This is a genomic window from Oceanicaulis sp. (assembly GCF_965249665.1).
Taxonomy (GTDB): Bacteria; Pseudomonadota; Alphaproteobacteria; order Caulobacterales; family Maricaulaceae; genus Oceanicaulis.
This window is the reverse complement of sequence record NZ_OZ252247.1, coordinates 1,033,595-1,051,728: the sequence shown is the minus strand read 5'-3', so window position 1 is coordinate 1,051,728 and position 18,134 is coordinate 1,033,595. Positions and strand designations below refer to the sequence as shown.

Sequence of the window (18,134 nt, the reverse complement as noted above, 5' to 3'; positions counted from 1 at the left end):
TGGCCCTAGGCGAAACTGGCCCGGTTTTGCGGGGCGCACAAGCCGGTGAGGATCTCGATCAGCGCCTGAGGCTGCAAGGGCTTGGTCAGAAATGCGTCCATGCCGGCGGTCAGACAGGCTTCGCGATCATCCTCGGTGGCGTTTGCCGTCAAGGCGATCAGCGGCAGCGCCGCGACGGGGCTTTTCAGGCTGCGTATGGCGGCGGCGGCGTCGAGCCCGCCCATTTCTGGCATGCGCATATCCAGAAGCGCGGCGTCAAACTGGCCGCCAGCGACAGCCTCCAGCGCGGCTCGACCGGTATCGACGACTGCGACGTCCGCCCCCAGGCGCGTCAGGACCGTCCGCGCGATCATGGCGTTCACCGGATCGTCTTCGGCCACCAGAATGTGGAGACCTTCAAGCGCACGATCGGGCAGGCGAGGTGCGGACGGCTCTTCGGGTTCGATCTCAAGGCCCTGGGCGTAGGCGGCCAGCGAGCTGAGCCGGACGGGCGAGACCAGCCAGCCATCAATGCCGAGGGGGCCGTCCTTTTGGGTGAAGCGGTCCTTGGTGCGCGGTTCAGCCAGGACCAGTATGCGCAGCTCAGGGGCCTGAGCTTTCAGCGCGGGCGCCTGGTCCGCCCAGTCCGCATCCAGGATCAAGGTTGCAGCGCCTTGGGCCTGGCTCACCAGATCGGCGATGGCGTGGACCGACGCGGTCTCGAGGGTCGCGCCGCCTAGGGCTTGCGCCATGAGCGACAGCGCTTCGCGGCGAATCTCCGAAGCGGACGCGATAATGATGGTGCGGTCCTCCAGGGGCCGCTCGACCGGCGGAGGTGACAGGGCGGGGGCCGGAAAGCGCGTCCAGAAGACCGCGCCCTGACCGGGTTCGGAGCTGACGCCGACATCCCCATCCATGGCTTCGGTCAGGCGCTTGACCATGGCCAGGCCCAGCCCGGCGCCAGGGGTGGCGTTGTGCTCCGCCGCGCCGCGTTCGAAATGCTTGAAAAGGTTTGATTGTTCGATTTTGGCGATGCCGGGCCCTGTGTCCTTGAAGGCGAGACTGAGCTCGCCCTCATGATAGCTTGCCTGCACCAGCACGCCGCCTTCTTCAGTGAATTTCACAGCATTGCCGCCCAGATTGAACAGGATTTGTCGCAGGCGGGCCGGGTCGGCGCGAATATCCGCCGGGACGTCTGCGCTGATGGCGTGGGCGAGCGCCAGACCTTTTTCTGCAGCGCGGGTGGAGAGAATCTCGCACGCATCTTCAATCAGGCTGCGCAAGTCGACCGGTTCGGCGCGCAAGGTCAGGCGCCCCGCCTCAAGTCGCGACAGGTCCAGAATATCATCAATCAGGTTCAGCGCATGTTGGGCGCTTGAGCGTACGGCTTCCAGATAGGCCGCCTGATCCGGGTGAAGGCCGCTGTCTTTGAGCAGCGCCGCGGCCCCGAGCGCGCCCGACAAGGGCGTGCGCAATTCATGAGTCACAGAGGCGAAGAAGACCGATTTGCCCGCCGCGGCCTCGCTGGCTTCAGCGCGTTCACGGCGTTCGTCGCTGACATCGCGCCCCACGGCGATCGTGCCGCCATCCTTGAGCGTGGTCTCAGACCATTCAATCCAGGCGGCGCCGGCCCGCGTGCGCATGGCGGCGTCATAGCGGCGGGCCTGACCTGGCGTGCTCGGGGCGGGGGCGACGGCGAACCAGCGTCCGATCCAGTCAGAGCGAGCGCCGCCAAAGGCTTTGAGGAATGCAGCGTTGACCTCGGTCACACGCCCCGAGGAATCCCGTGCCAGCACCAGCTCCGCCATCGCGTCCAGAAGACTGCGCTGGGGGTGGGGGTTTTCGGCGGCAGGGTCCCATTCACGCTCCATGAACCCTGTTTACGCGCTGCGCGTTAACGAAGCGTCGAAAGCAACGGCGCGCTTTTCAGTGCGGCGGGGGTGGAGACCGCCTGGCCCTGGGTCGCGGCGCGCCGGGCGCTTAGCGCCTCGGCCACATGGATGCGGCGGACCTGTTCGCACTGGTCAAGGTCGGCGAGGGTCCGCGCCACGCGCAAGACGCGGTGATAGCCGCGCGCGGTCAGCCCCATCGCCTCGCACGCCCGCAACAGCAGCGCCCGCCCCGGTTCGTCGGGGCTGGCGAATTGATCAAAGGCTTCGCCGCTGAGATGCGCATTCAGCGCGCCGCGGTCGTTCTGGATGGCGCGGGCGGCGGCGACGCGCGCCGCAGCCTCAGCTGTGCCTTCCGGGGCAGGGGGCAAAGCCAGGTCCGCAGGCGTGACAGGGGGAATGTCGATTTGCAGGTCAATCCGGTCCATCATCGGACCGGAGACGCGCGCCTGATAGCTCTGGGCGCATTTGGGGCCGCGCGCGCAGGCTTGTCCGTTCTCGCCGGCCCAGCCGCAGCGGCAGGGATTCATTGCGGCGATCAGCTGGAACCGCGCGGGATAGGTAATGCGGGCATTGGCGCGCGCCACGGCGATTTCGCCTGTTTCAAGCGGTTGGCGCAGACTGTCGAGCACCTGGGGATGAAATTCGGGCAATTCATCTAGAAACAGAACCCCGTGATGCGCCAGGGACGCCTCCCCGGGGCGAATGCGCGTGCCGCCGCCCACCATCGCCGCCATGGAGGCGGAATGATGCGGGGCGCGAAACGGACGATTGCGCGACAGACGTCCGCGCTCCAGCAGGCCCGCCACCGATTGCACCATCGACACCTCCAGCAGTTCTGACGAGGTGAGGGGCGGCAACAGGCCCGGTGCGCGCGAGGCCAGCATGGATTTGCCGGCGCCGGGGGGGCCGACCATAAGCAGATTATGTCCGCCGGCGGCGGCGACCTCGAGCGCGCGTTTGGCGGTTTCCTGTCCGCGCACATCGCGCAGGTCCCGGCACGGATCCGCTTCAATGAGGTCACCCGGTGCGGGTCGGGACAGCACCTGTCCGCCCTTGAAATGATTGACCAGCTGGATGAGCGAGGCCGGCGCCAGAATGGGCAGCTCGCCGCCCGCCCAGGCGGCTTCCGGCCCGCAGCTTTCCGGGCAGATGAAGCCCAGATCCTTTTCCTGCGCCAGCATGGCGGCGGGCAGGGCGCCCGGCGAGGGCGATAATCCGCCATCCAGCCCCAGCTCGCCCATCACTAGATGCTCGGCCAGCATATCCACCGGCAAGACGCCCATGGCGGCCATCAGGCCCAGCGCGATAGGCAGATCGTAATGAGCGCCCTCCTTGGGGCGGTCAGCGGGCGCGAGATTGACGATCAGGCGCTTGGAAGGGAGTGACAGCCCGACGGCGGCGAAGGCGGCGCGAACCCGTTCACGGCTTTCCGCCACCGCCTTGTCCGCCAGCCCCACAATCATGAAGTTGGGCATGCCGCCGGCGATCTGGACCTGAACATCCACCAGTCGCGCCTGTGCGCCATCGAAAGCGGCGGAGTATGTGCGGATGCCCATGGCGCCCTCATTCAATGAACTCGATCAATCAAACAACACGGTTAACGCGAGTTATCCACATTGTTCGGAACAGATATGTTCAAAACAGGAACATTTATAGAATAAATGACGTTCACCGGTCAACCTGACGGGGATATTTTCTCGATAAAACGCGTTTCAGGGTATATCTGCTACCCAAAAGTTAAACGGTCTCAAGGCGGCTAAGCGTCGGGTTCGCCGGATAAATCACACGCTTGAGCCTGCTGCGCGCCGCGCGCGGGCAGGTCCGGCGCCACATCAGGGGCCCGGGTCAGCACCACCACGCGTTCGACGCCATCCACCAGGGCGGCGTGAGCGGCGGCGCGTTCGCTTTCCTGCGAGCTGCGGGCGAAGCCGAGCAGATAGACAACGCCGGAATGAGTCTCGATATTGAAATTGAGGCTGCGGATGGCGCTGTCGGCGGCCAGGCGCGAGCGCACTTGCTGGGTGATCCAGCCGTCGCGAGTGGCGTTTGCGATGCCGCGCCGCCCGCCCAGTTCGATCCGGTTGGAGACCGAGCGGACGCTTTGCACGGACCAGGCGAGGCATTCGGCGTAAACCCGGTCTTGCGCACGCGGCGCATGACCGGTGAGCAGCGCCACGCCTTCAGTGATCTCCACATCCACGCCATTGAGCGCATAGCCCTCGGCGCGCAGCATGGCGGACTTGAGCGAGACCGACGCGTTGAAGTCATCGACCTGACGCCCCACGGAACGCCCGGGCTGAAAGGCGGCGCAGTTCGTCAAGATCACACTCGCCAGAACAAGAAGGACAATTCGGATCAAGCTCATGGGACGGATCAAGCTCATGGGATATGTCTTTCTGTGTGAAACGCAGGCGATCAATTTAGGCGCGACGCGTGAGCATTGGGTTAACCAGGCGTTACTGCTTCTGCTGCCGCACAGCTCAGATCAGTCCGGCCATATCATCAGTCTCGATCATGAAGGCGCCTTTTATATGACGGGGCCAGCCCCACTCAGGCCAGGCAATGACGTCAAAGCGAGGCTGTAACGCAGCCAGAGCGCCATGACGGCTGCGCCACAGGCTGGCGGCGCGCAATAATCGGCGTTTTTGATAGGGGGTGACCGCGATCAGGGCCGCGTCGAGACTGGCGCGATGCTTGACTTCGATAAAGGCCAGAACCTGTCCGCGCCGCGCCACCAGATCGAGCTCTCCGGCTGCGGTTCGGGCCCGTTGATCGAGAATGCGCCAGCCTCTGAGCTGCAGCCAGAGCGCGCTCAAGGTTTCGCTGCGACGCCCACGGCGTTCCGCCTTCCGCCGGGCCTGTGTCATCAGCGCGTGACCCGCTGTGCGCATGCTTGCCCCTGACGCAGCCGGGGGTTAGCTTCAGCGCGGACAAGGGCGGCGTCGAAATGCGCCGATCGGGGGGAAGAGGTGGCCGTCATGGTTGAAAACAGTACACCTGCAGCGGGCAAGACGCGAGTCGCCGCCGCGCTTGGGGCGCTCGGCGCTGCGCTCGTGCTCAGCGCCTGCACGGCCACAACCCCCAGTACTCCGATCCAGACTGCGCCAGACCGCCCTGTTGTCGGCGCGCCGCCAGCGCCCGCAACGCTGCCGGTTGAACTGGCGGATCGCGGTTACACCCCCGCCTTTCTGGAGGGCGAACCTGATCTTGTGCGGGTGGCGCTGCTTTTGCCGTTCAGCGCATCATCGTCCGCGGCGCGAAACGAAGCGGCGCAATTGTTGCGCGCTGCAGAGCTGGCGGTGTTTGAGCGCGGCGGATCCAATCTCGTCTTGCTGCCCAAGGATACGGCCGGTGACCCCGGCACGGCCCGCACCGCCGCTGAAGCCGCTATTTCAGACGGCGCCGATCTGATCATTGGCCCGCTGTTCCAAGACGCGGTCGCCGCCGCGGGCCGGATTGCACGCAGCGCAGACGTGCCGATGCTCAGCCTGTCTTCTTCCAGCGCTGTGGCGGGCGATGGCGTCTATCAGCTGAGCTTTCCGCCAGATGAAGAAGTCCGCCGGGTGACCGAATATGTGGGCGCGCTGGGGGCAACCCGTTTCGCGTTCATCGGCCCGGCCTCGGCCTATGGCCAAGTGACCCAGGCCGCTTTCGCGGACACGATTGAAGATCTTCTTGGCGAGTTTCCGCTGCCTGAAACGGTGATGCTGGAAGAGCCGGTGTCTGACGAAGAAGACGCGGAAACGATCCTGGTCGAGCGCACCTTTGACACCGGTCTGGTCGCCAGCCAGTTTTATGATGGCGGCGTATCGGCGATGACGGAAGCGGCGGCCCGCCTGGCCAGTGTGGGTGTTGAAGAGCTTGATCCCGCTCAGGCGGCGATGATGAGCGGGGCAAACTGGGCGCCGTCGCCGGGATCCGCCTTCCAGGTCGTCTTGTTGCCCGAAGGCGGTGATCAGCTGCGCATGCTGGCCCCGGTGCTTCTCTATCAGGATATTGATCCGCTTCTGGTGAAGTTTGTCGGCACGGGCCAATGGCTCGATGAGTCCCTGGCGCGCGAGCCGGCGTTATCCCATGGCTATTTCGCAGGTCCCGACCCTGAGGCGCGCAGCCGGTTTGAACAGGTGTTTGAAGAGTATTACGGCGCGACGCCATCGCGTCTGGCCGGGCTGGGGTATGACGCGGCGTCTCTGGCGGCCTTGCTGGCGGAGGGCGGCTATGGCGCAGATCGTCTGACAGGCCCCGATGGGTTTGTCGGCGTGGACGGACTGTTTCGCTTCCGCGAAGACGGCACGATCGAACGCGGCCTCGCCGTGTATACTGTGCGCGGCGGCGGTTTCCGGGTGCTCGATCCGGCGCCGGACCGCTTTGGCCCGCCAGACATGTCTGAGGATGACTTGTCCGATACGGACATGATGGACAAGCCTGTCTCCGAACCGGCCTTTTAGACGTCGAAATCCGGGATCAGCGCCTCGGCGACATGGTCGGCGAAGGCACGACCGGACTCTGTGAGGACAAGTCGTGATCCGATTTTCGTGATCAGCGACTGGGCGGTCATGCGTTCAAGCCCGTCTGGGTCAGGCGCCAGCCCGGTGCGCGCGAACAGGCGATCAAGGTCCAGTCCATCCTCGGTGAGCCGGATTCCCATCAGCAAGCGTTCCGTCAGCTCCGCCCCGGCGTCCAACCGCTCGCGCTCATGCGCGTCTCCCGCGGCGACCTCCTTCATATAGGCATCCGGGCGACGCTGGGCCGCCGCGCCTTCCCGCCCGCCCGTATCGAACCCGCCCGTGCGTGAATGTGCGCCCGGCCCGATGCCGATCCAGTCTTCGCCTTCCCAATAGAGCCGGTTATGCACTGACTGGTCGGCTCGCGTGCGAGCGTGGTTGGAGATTTCATAAGAGGGCAGGCCTGCCGCCGCGCACACAGATTGCGTCAGCGCATACATGTCCGCCGCGGCGTCGTCAGAGGGCGGGGTGAGCGCGCCACGCTTGAGTTTGCGCTCAAAGGCCGTGCCGGGCTCGATGGTCAGCTGATAAAGCGACATATGGCCAGTCCCGAAACCCAGCGCTGTCTCCAGCTCGGTGCGCCAGTCGTCGGGGCTCTGATGCTCCCGGGCATAAATGAGGTCAAGCGACACGCGCTTGAACTGGTTTTGCGCGCACTCAAGCGCCTGAAGCCCTGTGCGCGCGTCATGATCGCGGCCAAGACGTTTGAGGCTGGCGTCATCCAGCGCCTGCACCCCCAGCGACAGTCGTTCGACCCCGGCAGAGGCGATGCCGGCGAAACGTTCAAGCTCCATCGGATTGGCTTCCAGGCCAATCTCGCAGCCTGGCGCCAGTCCGAACAGGACGTCCGCGCGCTCCAGGATGGCGGCGATCGCCCTAGGCTCCATCAAAGACGGCGTCCCGCCGCCAAAATGCACGCTATGGATCGTGCGTGGCCCCAGCCTGTCACGCCAGTGCGCCAGATCAGCCAGCATGGCGGCCAGCAGCGCCTCAGGCTGCGCATGAGCGGCCTTGTAGACGTTGAAGTCGCAATACGGGCAGATGCGCGCGCAATAGGGCCAGTGAACATACAGGCCCAGGCGTGCGTTATCGGGGCTCATGCGCCGAAGATATCCTCAACAAGGAGACGGAACGCATGGGCGCGATGGCTCATGGCGTGTTTGATCGCCGGATCCATCTCCGCAAAGGTCAGCTCATGGCCGACAGGGATGAAAATCGGATCATAGCCAAAACCCTTGTCGCCGCGCGGCGGGAAAGTCAGACGCCCGCGCACCTCGCCTTCATAAACGCGGGTCTCGCCCTCAGGGTGCGCCAGCGCCAGCGCGCAGACAAAACGGGCGCTGTAGTCTGTGGCGTTGCGGGCTTCCAGCTCGGTGCGGACTTTTTCCATCGCCGCGCCAAAGTCGCGCGGCTCTCCCGCCCAGCGGGCGGAATAAATGCCTGGCGCGCCATCAAGCGCAGTCACTTCAAGCCCGGAATCATCGGCCAGAGACACGAGCCCGCAGGCCTCGGCGCCGGCCTTCGCTTTGAGAAGCGCATTGCCGGTGAAAGTTTTTTCAGTCTCTTCCGGCTCGGGCAAACCCAGCGAATCCGCCCCTTCCGCAGCCAGTCCATAGGGGGCGATCAGCTCGGCTATCTCTTTGATTTTGCCTTTGTTATGGCTAGCGATCGCCCATTTGGGAGCCGTCGAAAAAACGGTCATGGAAGCGTGTCCTTTCATCCGTACATATCGCCTTTCGAAAAATTCATATCGATTTTCGATATTTTTTTGTTGCGAAGCGATAGGGCGTGGTCTACATAGATACTCGTGGCGAGGGGGAAACACCCCGGACCACACCGAAGACCCCCGGCGATAAAGGATCGGAACGGCTTCGGAAACTGGTTGGTCGAACAAGAGACTTAGGAGAGTATGAGATGGTCAGGTCCAAAAACAATGCCGGTCACAGTGCAATCGCAATGGTGATCAATCTGGCTCTGGTGGCGGGCGTTTTCGCCGGTATGGCCGCTGCGGTCAGCTCGCTGGTCGGTTAATGAATGTCCGGATCGAAGGCCGGGTGAGACGAGACACACCGTTCCTCCCCTCGCGGAAGATGTCTCGCCGCCCGGTCGACGATCCAGATACTGAGCCTTTGGGGGATGTATGAAGACGCTGGGTCAGGGATCGCTGGCTTCATTGCTGAAGGTCCTTCTCGACATCGTCTATTATCTGCTTTGGGCGGTATTGGGGCTGGCGAGCCTCATTATCGTGCTCATCGTATTTGGCGGGGTGTCCCGCCTTTTGGGTTTTGGCTCTGATCTCCCGCTCAGCATCCGCCAGTTTCTGGCCATGGATGTTGTGCTGGCTTTGCCGCTCGCCATCGCGGCGCTGGCGGCGGTGACGTTCGTGGTGGACCGGTTGCGCCGGATTATGGCGACCTTGATCGCCGGAGATCCCTTCGTTGCCGAAAACTCCAATCATTTGCGTGCGATCGCCATCGGCATCGCTGTCTATCAGCTGCTGCATTACGGCGCGCATGGCGTTCTGTCGCTGATGATCACCTTGTTGGGGCGTCCCGTTGAAGGCGGCGCGCGCGTCGTTCCCGAATTCAGCCTGAATCTGGGCGCCTGGTTTGCTGTGCTAGCCATGCTGGTCCTGGCGGAAATTTTCCGCGAAGGCACGCGTATGCGCGAAGAACAGAAACTGACGATTTAGGGAGCGCGGATCACACACATGCCCATTCGCGTCACCCTTGACCGTATGCTTCTGGACCGCCGCATGTCGCTGACCGAGCTGTGTGATCGCGTCGGCATCACCATGGCCAATCTGTCGATCCTGAAAACCGGAAAGGCCAAGGCTGTGCGTTTCTCCACTTTGGAAGCCTTGTGCCGCGAGCTTGATTGCCAGCCCGCTGATCTTCTTGTGTTTGAAGATGAAGACGAGGAAGAAGAGGCGGACAGCGCTTAGCCGTCCGCCTGACCCCGGACCTTATTGACCGAGCGCTTTCAGCTGCGCTGCGCACAGATCGGTCACCCCCCGGCGCGCCAGCGCGAAGATCTGATCAAACTGGCTTTGGGTCATCGGCGTGTCTTCCGCTGTGGCTTGCACCTCGATGACGCCGCCCGTGGAGGTGAGGACGAAATTGGCGTCGGTTTCCGCGATCCGGTCTTCCTCATATTCAAGATCGAGCACGCAGTCGCCGTTTACAACGCCTGCGGAGACGGCGGCGATCTGGGCGATGACCGGATCGGTTTTCAGAACCCCTTCTTCCATCAAATACGCCACAGCTGCCTTGAGGGCGAGCCAGGCGCCGGTGATCGCTGCGGTGCGGGTGCCGCCGTCGGCCTGCAGCACATCGCAATCGACCACGATCTGACGTTCGCCGAGCGCCTTGAGATCGACCGCCGCGCGCAAGGACCGGCCAATCAGGCGCTGGATTTCCTGAGTGCGGCCAGAGGGTTTGCCCGACTGAACTTCGCGGCGATTACGCTGGTGGGTCGCGCGGGGCAGCATGGCGTATTCGCCCGTGACCCAGCCCTTGCCCTGGCCACGCAGCCAGGGCGGCACGTTTTCTTCCACTGACGCCGTGCACAATACTTTGGTGTTGCCGAAACTGATCAGGCAGGAGCCTTCGGCGTAAGGCGACCAGCCCATTTCAAAACTGAGCGGGCGCAAGGCGTCGGGTTGGCGGCCTTCAGGGCGCATGGGGCATCTCCGGATGTTCGTGTGTCTGTGGCTCTCGTGTTACCCGAGCAGGCGCGATGGCGCAAAGCGCTTTGCGCGCGATCTTGGTGATTGCGCCGGACGGGGAGCGATACTAACTCTGGAAGCGTGATGACTCATTCACCGTCTTCTTCCTCCGGCCTGATGGCGCTTGATGAGCGCTCGCGCTCGATCTTTCGCGATCTAGTGGAGACCTATCTGGACACCGGAGAGCCGGTGGGCTCGCGCACCCTGTCCAAGACCTCCGGGCTCAATCTGTCGCCCGCCTCGATCCGCAATACGCTGGCGGATCTGACCTCGGCGGGCTTGCTGGCCTCGCCGCATGTCTCTGCGGGCCGCATGCCCACACATGCCGGTTTGCGGCTGTTTGTGGATGGTTTGCTGCAAGTGGGAGATCTGGAGGCGGATGACCGCACAGCGATCGATACGCGAGTCTCTGCTGTGGGACGCCGTCCGGAAGATGTTCTGTCGGAAGTGTCAAACCTTCTTTCCGGCCTTGCGGGCGGCGCAGGCCTGGTGGCGAGTCCGGCCCAAGATGCGCCCTTGCGCCATGTGGAGTTCGTGAACCTTTCCCCCACAGAGGTGCTGGCGGTTCTGGTGACCGAAGACGGCAATGTTGAAAACCGGTTGATGCGCCCGCCGCCCGGTCTGCCGCCGGCGGCGCTGATCGAAGCGGGCAATTACCTCTCCGCTCGGCTCAGAGGCCGCACCCTCGCCGAGGCGCTGAGCGCGATCCGGGAGGAGATTTCCGCCAAACAGGCCCAGCTTGACGGGGCGGCGTCCGCGCTGGTGGAGGCCGGTCTCGCCGACTGGGCGGGGCCTGAGCAGCGCACCTTGATCGTGCGTGGCCAGTCCAAGCTGCTGGACAGCGTCGAGGCGGCGGAGGATCTGGAGCGCATCCGGCTGCTGTTTGACGATATCGAACGGCAGGAAGGACTGTTGTCGCTGCTGGACGAGGCGCGGCAAGCCCAGGGCGTGCGCCTGTTCATTGGATCCGAGAACCCGTTGTTTTCGCTGTCGGGATCGTCGGTGATCGTCGCGCCCTACAGAAATCGCGAGAACCAGATCATCGGCGCGATCGGCGTGATCGGCCCCACGCGTTTGAACTATGCCCGGGTCATCCCCATTGTTGATTACACCGCCCAAATGGTTGGCCGGCTTCTGGCCGGGCCGCGATAATCGCCGGTGCTGGTGAACCTTTGGGTTGACGATTGCCCCTCTAGCCTTGAATGACCGCACGTATGAGCAACGAAAACCAGACCCCCGAAACTGAAGACACTGAGCTGAACGCTGAGGCGGACGCTGCACACGCCGCCGAGGCTGAGCAAGAAGCGCCTGTGTCTGAAGAGCCCGATCCGGCTGAGGAAATCTCCAATCTCAAGGACCAGCTGCTGCGTGCGCTGGCGGAGATGGAGAACACCAAGAAGCGCGCCGAGCGCGAGGTGAAGGACACGCGCGCTTACGCTGTGACCGGCTTCGCCCGCGACATGCTGGATGTGGCCGACAATCTGTCGCGCGCTTTGCAGTCGATCAGCGACGAGTCCAAATCCGAAGCAGGTGAAGCGCTGAAAACGCTGCTGGAAGGCGTGGAGATGACCGAACGTCGTCTTCTGTCGTCTCTGGAGCGCCATGGCGTGAAGAAGGTGGAGCCCGCCCCCGGCGATGCGCTCGATCCCAATATGCACCAGGCCGCCGCCCAGATTCCCGCCGATCAGCCCAAGGGCGCGATCGCTCATGTGATGCAGCCCGGCTACAAGATCGGAGATCGCACGCTGCGCGCCGCCATGGTGGTGGTCAGCGCGGGTCCCGCCACCCCGCCTGCAGGGGGTGAGGCCGAAGGCGGCGTCGATGTCAGCGCCTGATTGCGAAACCTGATCTGAAATCAAAAAGGGCGGCTCGATGAGCCGCCCTTTTTCATATTGGGCTCTGGCTAGCGAGACGCCTCGTCCCTGAGGGTCTGGACGTTTTCTTCGGCCGCTTCTGCGGCGTCGCGGCCGCGTTCTTCAGCGGTGCTGACGGATTCTGTGACCACTTCAGACACGGCGTCGAGACCATAAGCCAGGCCGCAGCGCGCATGATAATCTTGAATATGGCCTGAAATCAGCGTCAGCGCGCCCGCCCCGTCGCTGGCGAGAATGCGCTGGCTAAGCTCGGTGCGCAGCTCGGTTCGGCGTGAGCGCACGGCGCTTTGCAGCGTCCGTGTCGACTGGCTTTCCAGAATGGTCTCTTCGAGCGTGCTTTGCGCGCCGGTGAAGAAGGTGGAAATGCCCGCCAGCAGGTTGGCGCTGCGTTGCGGCGCGGACAGACCCGCCGCCGTCGATGTTCCGAGCGCCACTAGGCTGAGCGAGGCGCGCGTGGTGTTGGCGGTGGTGGTGATGGAGGCGAAATACTCGTCACATTGCCGGTCGGATTCCGCGATCAGCAGCATGGCCGTGGTGCGGTCCAATCGATCATCGCGGGGGGCGCTGGCGCGGGCGGCCAGGACGGCTGACGCCTCCAGCGGTTCGCTGCCTATGTAGTTGATTTGAAGGCTGCGTGCGGTTTCAGCAGAGAGCGTCAAAGGTCGCCATTGCGGCGTCGTATCAACGGCGTTGCTCAGTGAGCTGCAGCCGGTCAGACAAGCCGCCGCAGCGAAACTGAAGAGTGTGCGGATCATGAACGCCCCCAGAGCCAGTTAAAGATCACACTTTAGCAACTCTGAGGAGAAAGTTAATAGAATATTACCCGCTAGAAAGCGTACCCTGTCTTGCGAAAAAGGGCGACCCGTCAGGCCGCCCTGTCTCGCATTCAGAGTGTTGCGAACCTAGCGGCGCGGCGCGCGGGTGCGCGGCTCGCCATTGGACCAGAATGTGTCGCCCGTACGATAGTCGGTGTAATAAGAGCGGCCCGAATACTGGTCGTAGATCAGCTCGGAATGATTGGGATTGTTGGGGTTGTGGCCACAGCCGCCCGGACGGGTGCAGCCATAGGCTGCGCCTGCGGCGGCGCCAACGCCTGCGCCGATCAGCGCGCCGGTTTCGGCGTTGCCCGAGCCTACATTATTGCCGATGATCGCGCCCGCGACCGCGCCGACGCCCGCGCCGACGCCTGCGCCGCGTACACCCTGATTGGTCGCACAGGCGGTCAGCGCCAGCGGCGCAGCGATCATGATTGCGATAAGACCTTTAGTCATGTCCCAAACTCCCTTCATAGCGCACAGTGCGCGCGTTCTCTGACAAAGAACGTTTTCAAAGCAGTTTTGTTTCATACCACGGCGGAAAAATGGCCAAGGCATGAAAGTTTCTAAAATGACTGGCGGACACGTCTCAGCGTGAGATTGATCCGTCCCGGCCGCCAGTCCGGCGGCAGCAGCGTGGAGCTGCCCGCATAAATCCGGTCAACGCCATGATGAAAGCGGCGGCTCTCCCCGCCGAGCACCACCACATCGCCGGAATTGAGCCGCATTGAGCGCGTCGGCCCCTTGCGGGTCGGCCCACCCAGACGAAACCGCGCTGCATCGCCCAAGGACACGGACACCACCGGCGCCGATTTCGCGTCTTCATCCGCATCTACATGAAGTCCCATGCGCGCATCGGGACCATACCAGTTCACCAGACAGGCCTGGGGCGGGTCGGGCCAGCCTGACACGGCGTCCCACAAGGCGATCAGTGTTTCGGGAATATCGGGCCAGGGCTCATCGGTGACCGGATGGCGGCTCTGATAGCGATAGCCGCCCTGCTTGTCGGTCATCCAGCCCAGTGGACCCAAATTGGTCATTTTCACGCTCAGGGGCTTGCCGGTGCGGGGCATGGTGGGCTGATACAGCGGCGATCTGGCGACGCGCTCAAGAATCTCTTGCGCCAGCGCGTGTTGTGCGCCTCGATCAAACCAGCCCGAATGAAGGCTGAACCCGTCTGATGTTCCGATCATGGCGCGATCACGTTCCACTCACGTCTCCGCCAGTCTGGTTCAGCTTTGCGGTCCGCCGGTTTAGGCTGGGACAGCTTTGTTGCGGGGGAAGACATGATACCGTCCTGGGTGCTGGATGTTCTGGGGGTGATGGCGCAGCTCTTCATCGTCCTGGTCGGAGCCGTCGTCGGTCTGATCGTACTGTTCTGGCTGATTGATTCCAATCAACGCGCTGACGCGGTGCGCCGCAATTATCCTGTCGTTGGCCGGTTCCGCGCACTCTTTATCCGGCTGGGCGAGTTTTTCCGCACCTATATGTTCGCGCTCGACCGAGAGGAATTGCCGTTTAACCGCGCAGAACGGGAGGCGGTGAACCGGATGAGCCAGGGACATGGCAATATCATCCCGTTCGGCTCGACCAAACTGCTGACGCCTGTGGGCACAGTGTTGTTCGTTAATTGTCCTTATCCGGTGCTGGAACAGGATGTGGCGCAAACCCAGCCCTGCGAGTTCGGCCCCTATGCGGACACGCCCTATCACGCGCCCTCCGTCTTCAATATTTCAGGCATGAGCTATGGCGCCTTGTCAAAACCCGCCATACGGGCGCTTTCCCTGGGTGCGGCGAAGGCCGGGATCTGGATGAATACCGGTGAAGGCGGGCTGAGTCCCATGCATCTGGAAGGCGGAGGCGACATCGTTTTCCAGATCGGAACGGCGAAATATGGCGTGCGCGATAAAGCGGGGGTGATGTCTGACGACAAGCTGCGCGAGATCGCCGCCCATGACGCCGTACGGATGTTTGAGGTCAAGCTCGCTCAGGGCGCCAAGCCGGGCAAGGGCGGCCTTTTGCCGGGCGAGAAGGTCAATCGCGAGATCGCGAAAATTCGCGGCATTGAACCGTTCCAGGATTCAGTCTCGCCCAACCGCCATCCGGAAATCTTCGACAATGGCTCGCTGCTCGATTTCATTGCCCATGTCCGCGGCGTCACCGGCAAACCGACGGGCATCAAGACCGTGATCGGAGCCTATGGGTGGCTGGAGGAGCTGTGCGATCTGATCTGGGAACGCGGGATTGAGAGCGCGCCTGACTTCATCACCATTGATTCTGGTGATGGCGGCACGGGCGCCGCGCCCATGCCGCTGATGGACAATGTGGGGCTGACGGTGCGTGAAGCGCTGCCATTGGTGTGTGACATCCTGATCCGCAAAGGGCTCAAGGATAGAATCCGCATTGTGGCGTCGGGCAAGATGATCACTCCGTCCGGAGTCGCCTGGGCCTTGGCGGTGGGGGCGGATGCGGTGGTGTCCGCCCGCGGTTTCATGTTCTCGATCGGCTGCATTCAGTCGCTCAAATGCGACAAGAATACCTGCCCGACCGGCGTGACCACGCACAAGAAATCGCTTCAGCGCGGACTACAGCCCAAGCAAAAATCGCTCAAGGCGGCCGAATACGCCAAGGCTGTGATCAAGGATGTGGAGATGATCGCGCATTCATGCGGCGTGCCCGAGCCCCGCGCGCTGAAACGCAAGCATGTGCGCGTGGTGGGCGCTGACGGGGCGACCCGGCCGCTGGACGAGATCATGCCCTATCCCGAGGTGGAGCCGAGACGCTAAGGCTGGCCGAAAGGGCGCATCCGATGATTATCCTGGTCCAGCTTGCGCATTCCCTGATCTACATGCTGGCGGTGCTGTGCATCATCGGCGTGTGGGTGTTTGCGCTCACGGGGCGGGCGCGCAAACTGTTGATCGTGACGCTGGGCGGGCCGATCCTGATCGGACTGGGCTTGCTCCTGAACAATGGCGAATGCGTCTTTCAAAGCTGGGCCCGCACTCTCACGGACACGCCGGAAGGCGTGTGGAGCCGGGACATTCTGTTCCTGCCCGAAGCGATCGCGCGCAATACGCCCTGGATCTTCACACCGGTCTTTCTCCTTGGCGCGGTGCTTGCGCTGCATCGGATAGGGCGACAGAACCGCCTGAATGCGTAAGCAGCCCTTGCACCCCCGCACCGGCCTTCCTAAATCGCCCCATGACACGCATGGCTTTTCACAAAGCCGTGACAGTGAAGACCATCAAAGCGGTCCAAGAGCAGTCGCTTGAGGACCAAGGTGTTGAAAATTTGAACGCGAGCAAATAGGGGGGCGGCTCCGGCGAGAGGGAAGCGCTTCGGGCTTCTCACCACCCCGCCCCGCCCCGCCGCTTAAACAGGAGAGACGCACGCGATGAGCAAAGTTATCGGGATTGACCTTGGGACCACCAACTCCTGCGTCGCCGTCATGGACGGTGATCAGGCCAAGGTGATCGAAAACGCCGAAGGCATGCGCACCACCCCCTCCGTGGTCGCCTTCACCGAGGATGGTGAGCGCCTGATCGGCCAGCCGGCCAAGCGTCAGGCCGTGACCAACCCGGATCACACCTTCTTCGCCATCAAGCGCCTGATCGGCCGGACCATGAGCGATCCGACCGTGAAGAAAGACGTGGACATGGTGCCATATGGCATTGTGGAAGGCCCCAATGGCGACGCCTGGGTTCAAGGCCGCGACAAGAAATACGCGCCGAGCGAAGTGTCCGCCTTCATCCTGCAAAAGATGAAGGAAACCGCCGAGAGCTATCTGGGCGCGACCGTCGAGAAGGCCGTCATCACCGTGCCGGCCTACTTCAACGACGCCCAGCGTCAGGCCACCAAGGACGCCGGCAAGATCGCCGGCCTCGAAGTGCTGCGCATCATCAACGAGCCGACGGCGGCGGCCCTCGCCTATGGCCTCGACAAGGGTGATAACCGCACCATCGTTGTTTACGACCTGGGCGGCGGCACTTTTGACGTGTCCGTGCTGGAAATCGGCGATGGCGTCTTTGAAGTGAAAGCCACCAATGGCGACACCTTCCTGGGTGGTGAAGACTTTGACATGCGCATCGTCTCCTACCTGGCGGACGAGTTCAAAAAAGAGACTTCCATCGACCTGCGTCAGGACAAGCTGGCCCTGCAGCGCCTGAAGGAAGAGGCTGAAAAAGCGAAAAAAGAGCTGTCTTCGGCCACCTCATATGAAGTGAACCTGCCCTTCATCACTGCTGACGCCTCCGGCCCGAAACACCTCAACATGAAGCTGTCCCGCGCCAAGCTGGAAAGCCTTGTGGAGGATCTGATCAAGCGCACCATCGAGCCGTGCAAGGCTGCGATGAAAGACGCTGGCGTCTCTTCTTCCGATATTGACGATGTGGTGCTGGTCGGCGGCATGACCCGCATGCCCAAGGTGCAAGAAGCGGTGAAGGGCTTCTTCGGTCGTGAGCCGCACAAGGGCGTGAACCCCGATGAAGTGGTCGCCATGGGCGCCGCGATCCAGGCGGGCGTGCTGCAGGGCGACGTCAAGGATGTGCTGCTTCTGGACGTGACCCCGCTCTCTCTGGGCATTGAGACCCTGGGTGGCGTGTTCACGCGCCTGATTGACCGCAACACCACGATCCCGACCAAGAAGTCCCAGACCTTCTCCACCGCGGATGACAATCAAACTGCGGTGACGATCCGGGTCTTCCAGGGCGAGCGGGAGATGGCGGCGGACAACAAGCTGCTGGGCCAGTTCGATCTGGTGGGCATCCCGCCGTCGCCGCGCGGCATGCCGCAGATCGAGGTCACCTTCGACATTGACGCCAACGGTCTGGTGAACGTGTCGGCGAAAGATCAGGCCACGGGCAAGGAACAGGCGATCCGCATCCAGGCCTCTGGCGGTCTGTCCGACAGCGACATCGACCAGATGGTGAAAGACGCCGAAGCCAATGCAGACGCGGACAAGAAGCGCCGTGAGCTGGTGGACGCGAAAAACAACGCTGAAGCGCTGATCCATCAGACCCAAAAACAGGTCGAAGAGTTCAGCGACAAAGTGTCTGCGGAAGACAAATCCGCGATTGAAGATGCGATCAAGGAACTGGAAGGCGTCAAGGACGGCGAAGATCCTGAAGCCATCCAGCAAAAGACGCAGGCTCTGATGCAAGCGGCCATGAAGCTGGGCGAAGCCATGTACGCGGCTCAGCAGGCTGATGGTGGCGAAGCCGCTGCGAAAGCGGATTCCGACGCTGAAGAAGGCGTGGTCGACGCGGAATTCACCGAGGTGAAGGACGACGACGACGACAAGAAGAGCGCCTAAGTCTGATCCAGACGCGGCGCGCGGCCCCGTC

The 18,134-nt window shown here is 62.9% G+C and carries 18 protein-coding genes; 8 read left to right on the top strand and 10 right to left on the bottom strand.

Annotated elements, in window-relative coordinates; translation table 11 throughout:
• Positions 1 to 5: 5 nt before the first annotated feature.
• The 4 genes from ACP154_RS04945 to ACP154_RS04930 all read right to left on the bottom strand — a co-directional run bounded on the left by ACP154_RS04945 (position 6) and on the right by ACP154_RS04930 (position 4,762).
• Positions 6 to 1,850: a response regulator gene (locus tag ACP154_RS04945; protein ID WP_421861336.1), complete on the bottom strand. Its 1,845-nt coding sequence runs from the start codon at positions 1,848 to 1,850 to the stop codon at positions 6 to 8.
• Positions 1,851 to 1,873: 23 nt separating this feature from the next.
• Positions 1,874 to 3,427: a YifB family Mg chelatase-like AAA ATPase gene (locus ACP154_RS04940; RefSeq protein WP_421861338.1), complete on the bottom strand. Its 1,554-nt coding sequence runs from the start codon at positions 3,425 to 3,427 to the stop codon at positions 1,874 to 1,876.
• A 200-nt stretch (positions 3,428 to 3,627) separates the two neighbouring features.
• Positions 3,628 to 4,254 carry a BON domain-containing protein gene (locus tag ACP154_RS04935; RefSeq protein ID WP_421861341.1) on the bottom strand — a complete coding sequence of 209 codons (627 nt, stop codon included), beginning with the start codon at positions 4,252 to 4,254 and terminating at the stop codon, positions 3,628 to 3,630.
• Between the two features lie 97 nt (positions 4,255 to 4,351).
• Entirely contained in the window at positions 4,352 to 4,762 is a 411-nt protein-coding gene (locus ACP154_RS04930) for a YraN family protein (RefSeq protein WP_421861343.1), read from the bottom strand.
• Positions 4,763 to 4,849: 87 nt separating this feature from the next.
• On the opposite strand from ACP154_RS04930, the gene ACP154_RS04925 reads away from it, so the two are divergent.
• The gene (locus ACP154_RS04925) at positions 4,850 to 6,319 is read left to right on the top strand and encodes a penicillin-binding protein activator (RefSeq protein WP_421861346.1); all 1,470 of its coding nucleotides are present in this window, start codon (positions 4,850 to 4,852) and stop codon (positions 6,317 to 6,319) included.
• Here the strand turns inward: ACP154_RS04925 and hemW are convergent.
• Positions 6,316 to 7,476, bottom strand: a complete 1,161-nt coding sequence (gene hemW / locus ACP154_RS04920) for a radical SAM family heme chaperone HemW (protein ID WP_421861349.1) — start codon at positions 7,474 to 7,476, stop codon at positions 6,316 to 6,318. The two genes, ACP154_RS04925 and hemW, sit on opposite strands and share 4 nt — an antisense overlap.
• Entirely contained in the window at positions 7,473 to 8,078 is a 606-nt protein-coding gene (rdgB, locus tag ACP154_RS04915; protein WP_107711921.1) for an RdgB/HAM1 family non-canonical purine NTP pyrophosphatase, read from the bottom strand. Before rdgB ends, hemW begins: the two co-directional genes overlap by 4 nt.
• Positions 8,079 to 8,516: 438 nt before the next feature.
• Between rdgB and ACP154_RS04910 the strand changes: the two genes are divergently transcribed.
• Positions 8,517 to 9,068, top strand: coding sequence for a DUF2975 domain-containing protein (locus ACP154_RS04910; RefSeq protein WP_107711920.1), 552 nt, complete (start codon positions 8,517 to 8,519; stop codon positions 9,066 to 9,068).
• 18 nt (positions 9,069 to 9,086) lie between these two features.
• Positions 9,087 to 9,320 carry a helix-turn-helix domain-containing protein gene (locus tag ACP154_RS04905; RefSeq protein ID WP_107711919.1) on the top strand — a complete coding sequence of 78 codons (234 nt, stop codon included), beginning with the start codon at positions 9,087 to 9,089 and terminating at the stop codon, positions 9,318 to 9,320.
• Positions 9,321 to 9,341: 21 nt separating this feature from the next.
• Here ACP154_RS04905 and rph read toward each other — a convergent pair whose 3' ends face one another.
• The gene (gene rph, locus ACP154_RS04900) at positions 9,342 to 10,058 is read right to left on the bottom strand and encodes a ribonuclease PH (protein ID WP_421861354.1); all 717 of its coding nucleotides are present in this window, start codon (positions 10,056 to 10,058) and stop codon (positions 9,342 to 9,344) included.
• A 129-nt stretch (positions 10,059 to 10,187) separates the two neighbouring features.
• Between rph and hrcA the strand changes: the two genes are divergently transcribed.
• Both hrcA and grpE read left to right on the top strand, forming a co-directional pair.
• Positions 10,188 to 11,255 carry a heat-inducible transcriptional repressor HrcA gene (gene hrcA / locus ACP154_RS04895; RefSeq protein ID WP_421861356.1) on the top strand — a complete coding sequence of 356 codons (1,068 nt, stop codon included), beginning with the start codon at positions 10,188 to 10,190 and terminating at the stop codon, positions 11,253 to 11,255.
• Positions 11,256 to 11,317: 62 nt separating this feature from the next.
• On the top strand, positions 11,318 to 11,938 hold the full coding sequence (gene grpE / locus ACP154_RS04890) for a nucleotide exchange factor GrpE (protein WP_421861358.1): 621 nt from the start codon (positions 11,318 to 11,320) through the stop codon (positions 11,936 to 11,938).
• A 68-nt stretch (positions 11,939 to 12,006) separates the two neighbouring features.
• Here the strand turns inward: grpE and ACP154_RS04885 are convergent, their stop codons facing one another.
• The 3 genes from ACP154_RS04885 to ACP154_RS04875 form a co-directional block, all read right to left on the bottom strand.
• The gene (locus tag ACP154_RS04885) at positions 12,007 to 12,732 is read right to left on the bottom strand and encodes a hypothetical protein (RefSeq protein ID WP_421861361.1); all 726 of its coding nucleotides are present in this window, start codon (positions 12,730 to 12,732) and stop codon (positions 12,007 to 12,009) included.
• Positions 12,733 to 12,879: 147 nt separating this feature from the next.
• A complete protein-coding gene (locus ACP154_RS04880; RefSeq protein WP_107711914.1) occupies positions 12,880 to 13,248 on the bottom strand; it encodes a YMGG-like glycine zipper-containing protein in 369 nt (122 codons plus the stop codon).
• A gap of 110 nt (positions 13,249 to 13,358) precedes the next feature.
• Complete coding sequence (locus ACP154_RS04875; protein WP_421861398.1) at positions 13,359 to 13,985, bottom strand: alpha-ketoglutarate-dependent dioxygenase AlkB family protein; 627 nt, start codon at positions 13,983 to 13,985, stop codon at positions 13,359 to 13,361.
• A gap of 93 nt (positions 13,986 to 14,078) precedes the next feature.
• Between ACP154_RS04875 and ACP154_RS04870 the strand changes: the two genes are divergently transcribed.
• From ACP154_RS04870 to dnaK, 3 genes are all read left to right on the top strand, one after another.
• Positions 14,079 to 15,578, top strand: coding sequence for an FMN-binding glutamate synthase family protein (locus ACP154_RS04870; protein WP_421861364.1), 1,500 nt, complete (start codon positions 14,079 to 14,081; stop codon positions 15,576 to 15,578).
• Positions 15,579 to 15,601: 23 nt separating this feature from the next.
• On the top strand, positions 15,602 to 15,952 hold the full coding sequence (locus ACP154_RS04865; RefSeq protein ID WP_421856063.1) for a hypothetical protein: 351 nt from the start codon (positions 15,602 to 15,604) through the stop codon (positions 15,950 to 15,952).
• Between the two features lie 234 nt (positions 15,953 to 16,186).
• The gene (gene dnaK / locus ACP154_RS04860; protein WP_133724328.1) at positions 16,187 to 18,103 is read left to right on the top strand and encodes a molecular chaperone DnaK; all 1,917 of its coding nucleotides are present in this window, start codon (positions 16,187 to 16,189) and stop codon (positions 18,101 to 18,103) included.
• The last annotated feature ends 31 nt before the right edge of the window (positions 18,104 to 18,134 follow it).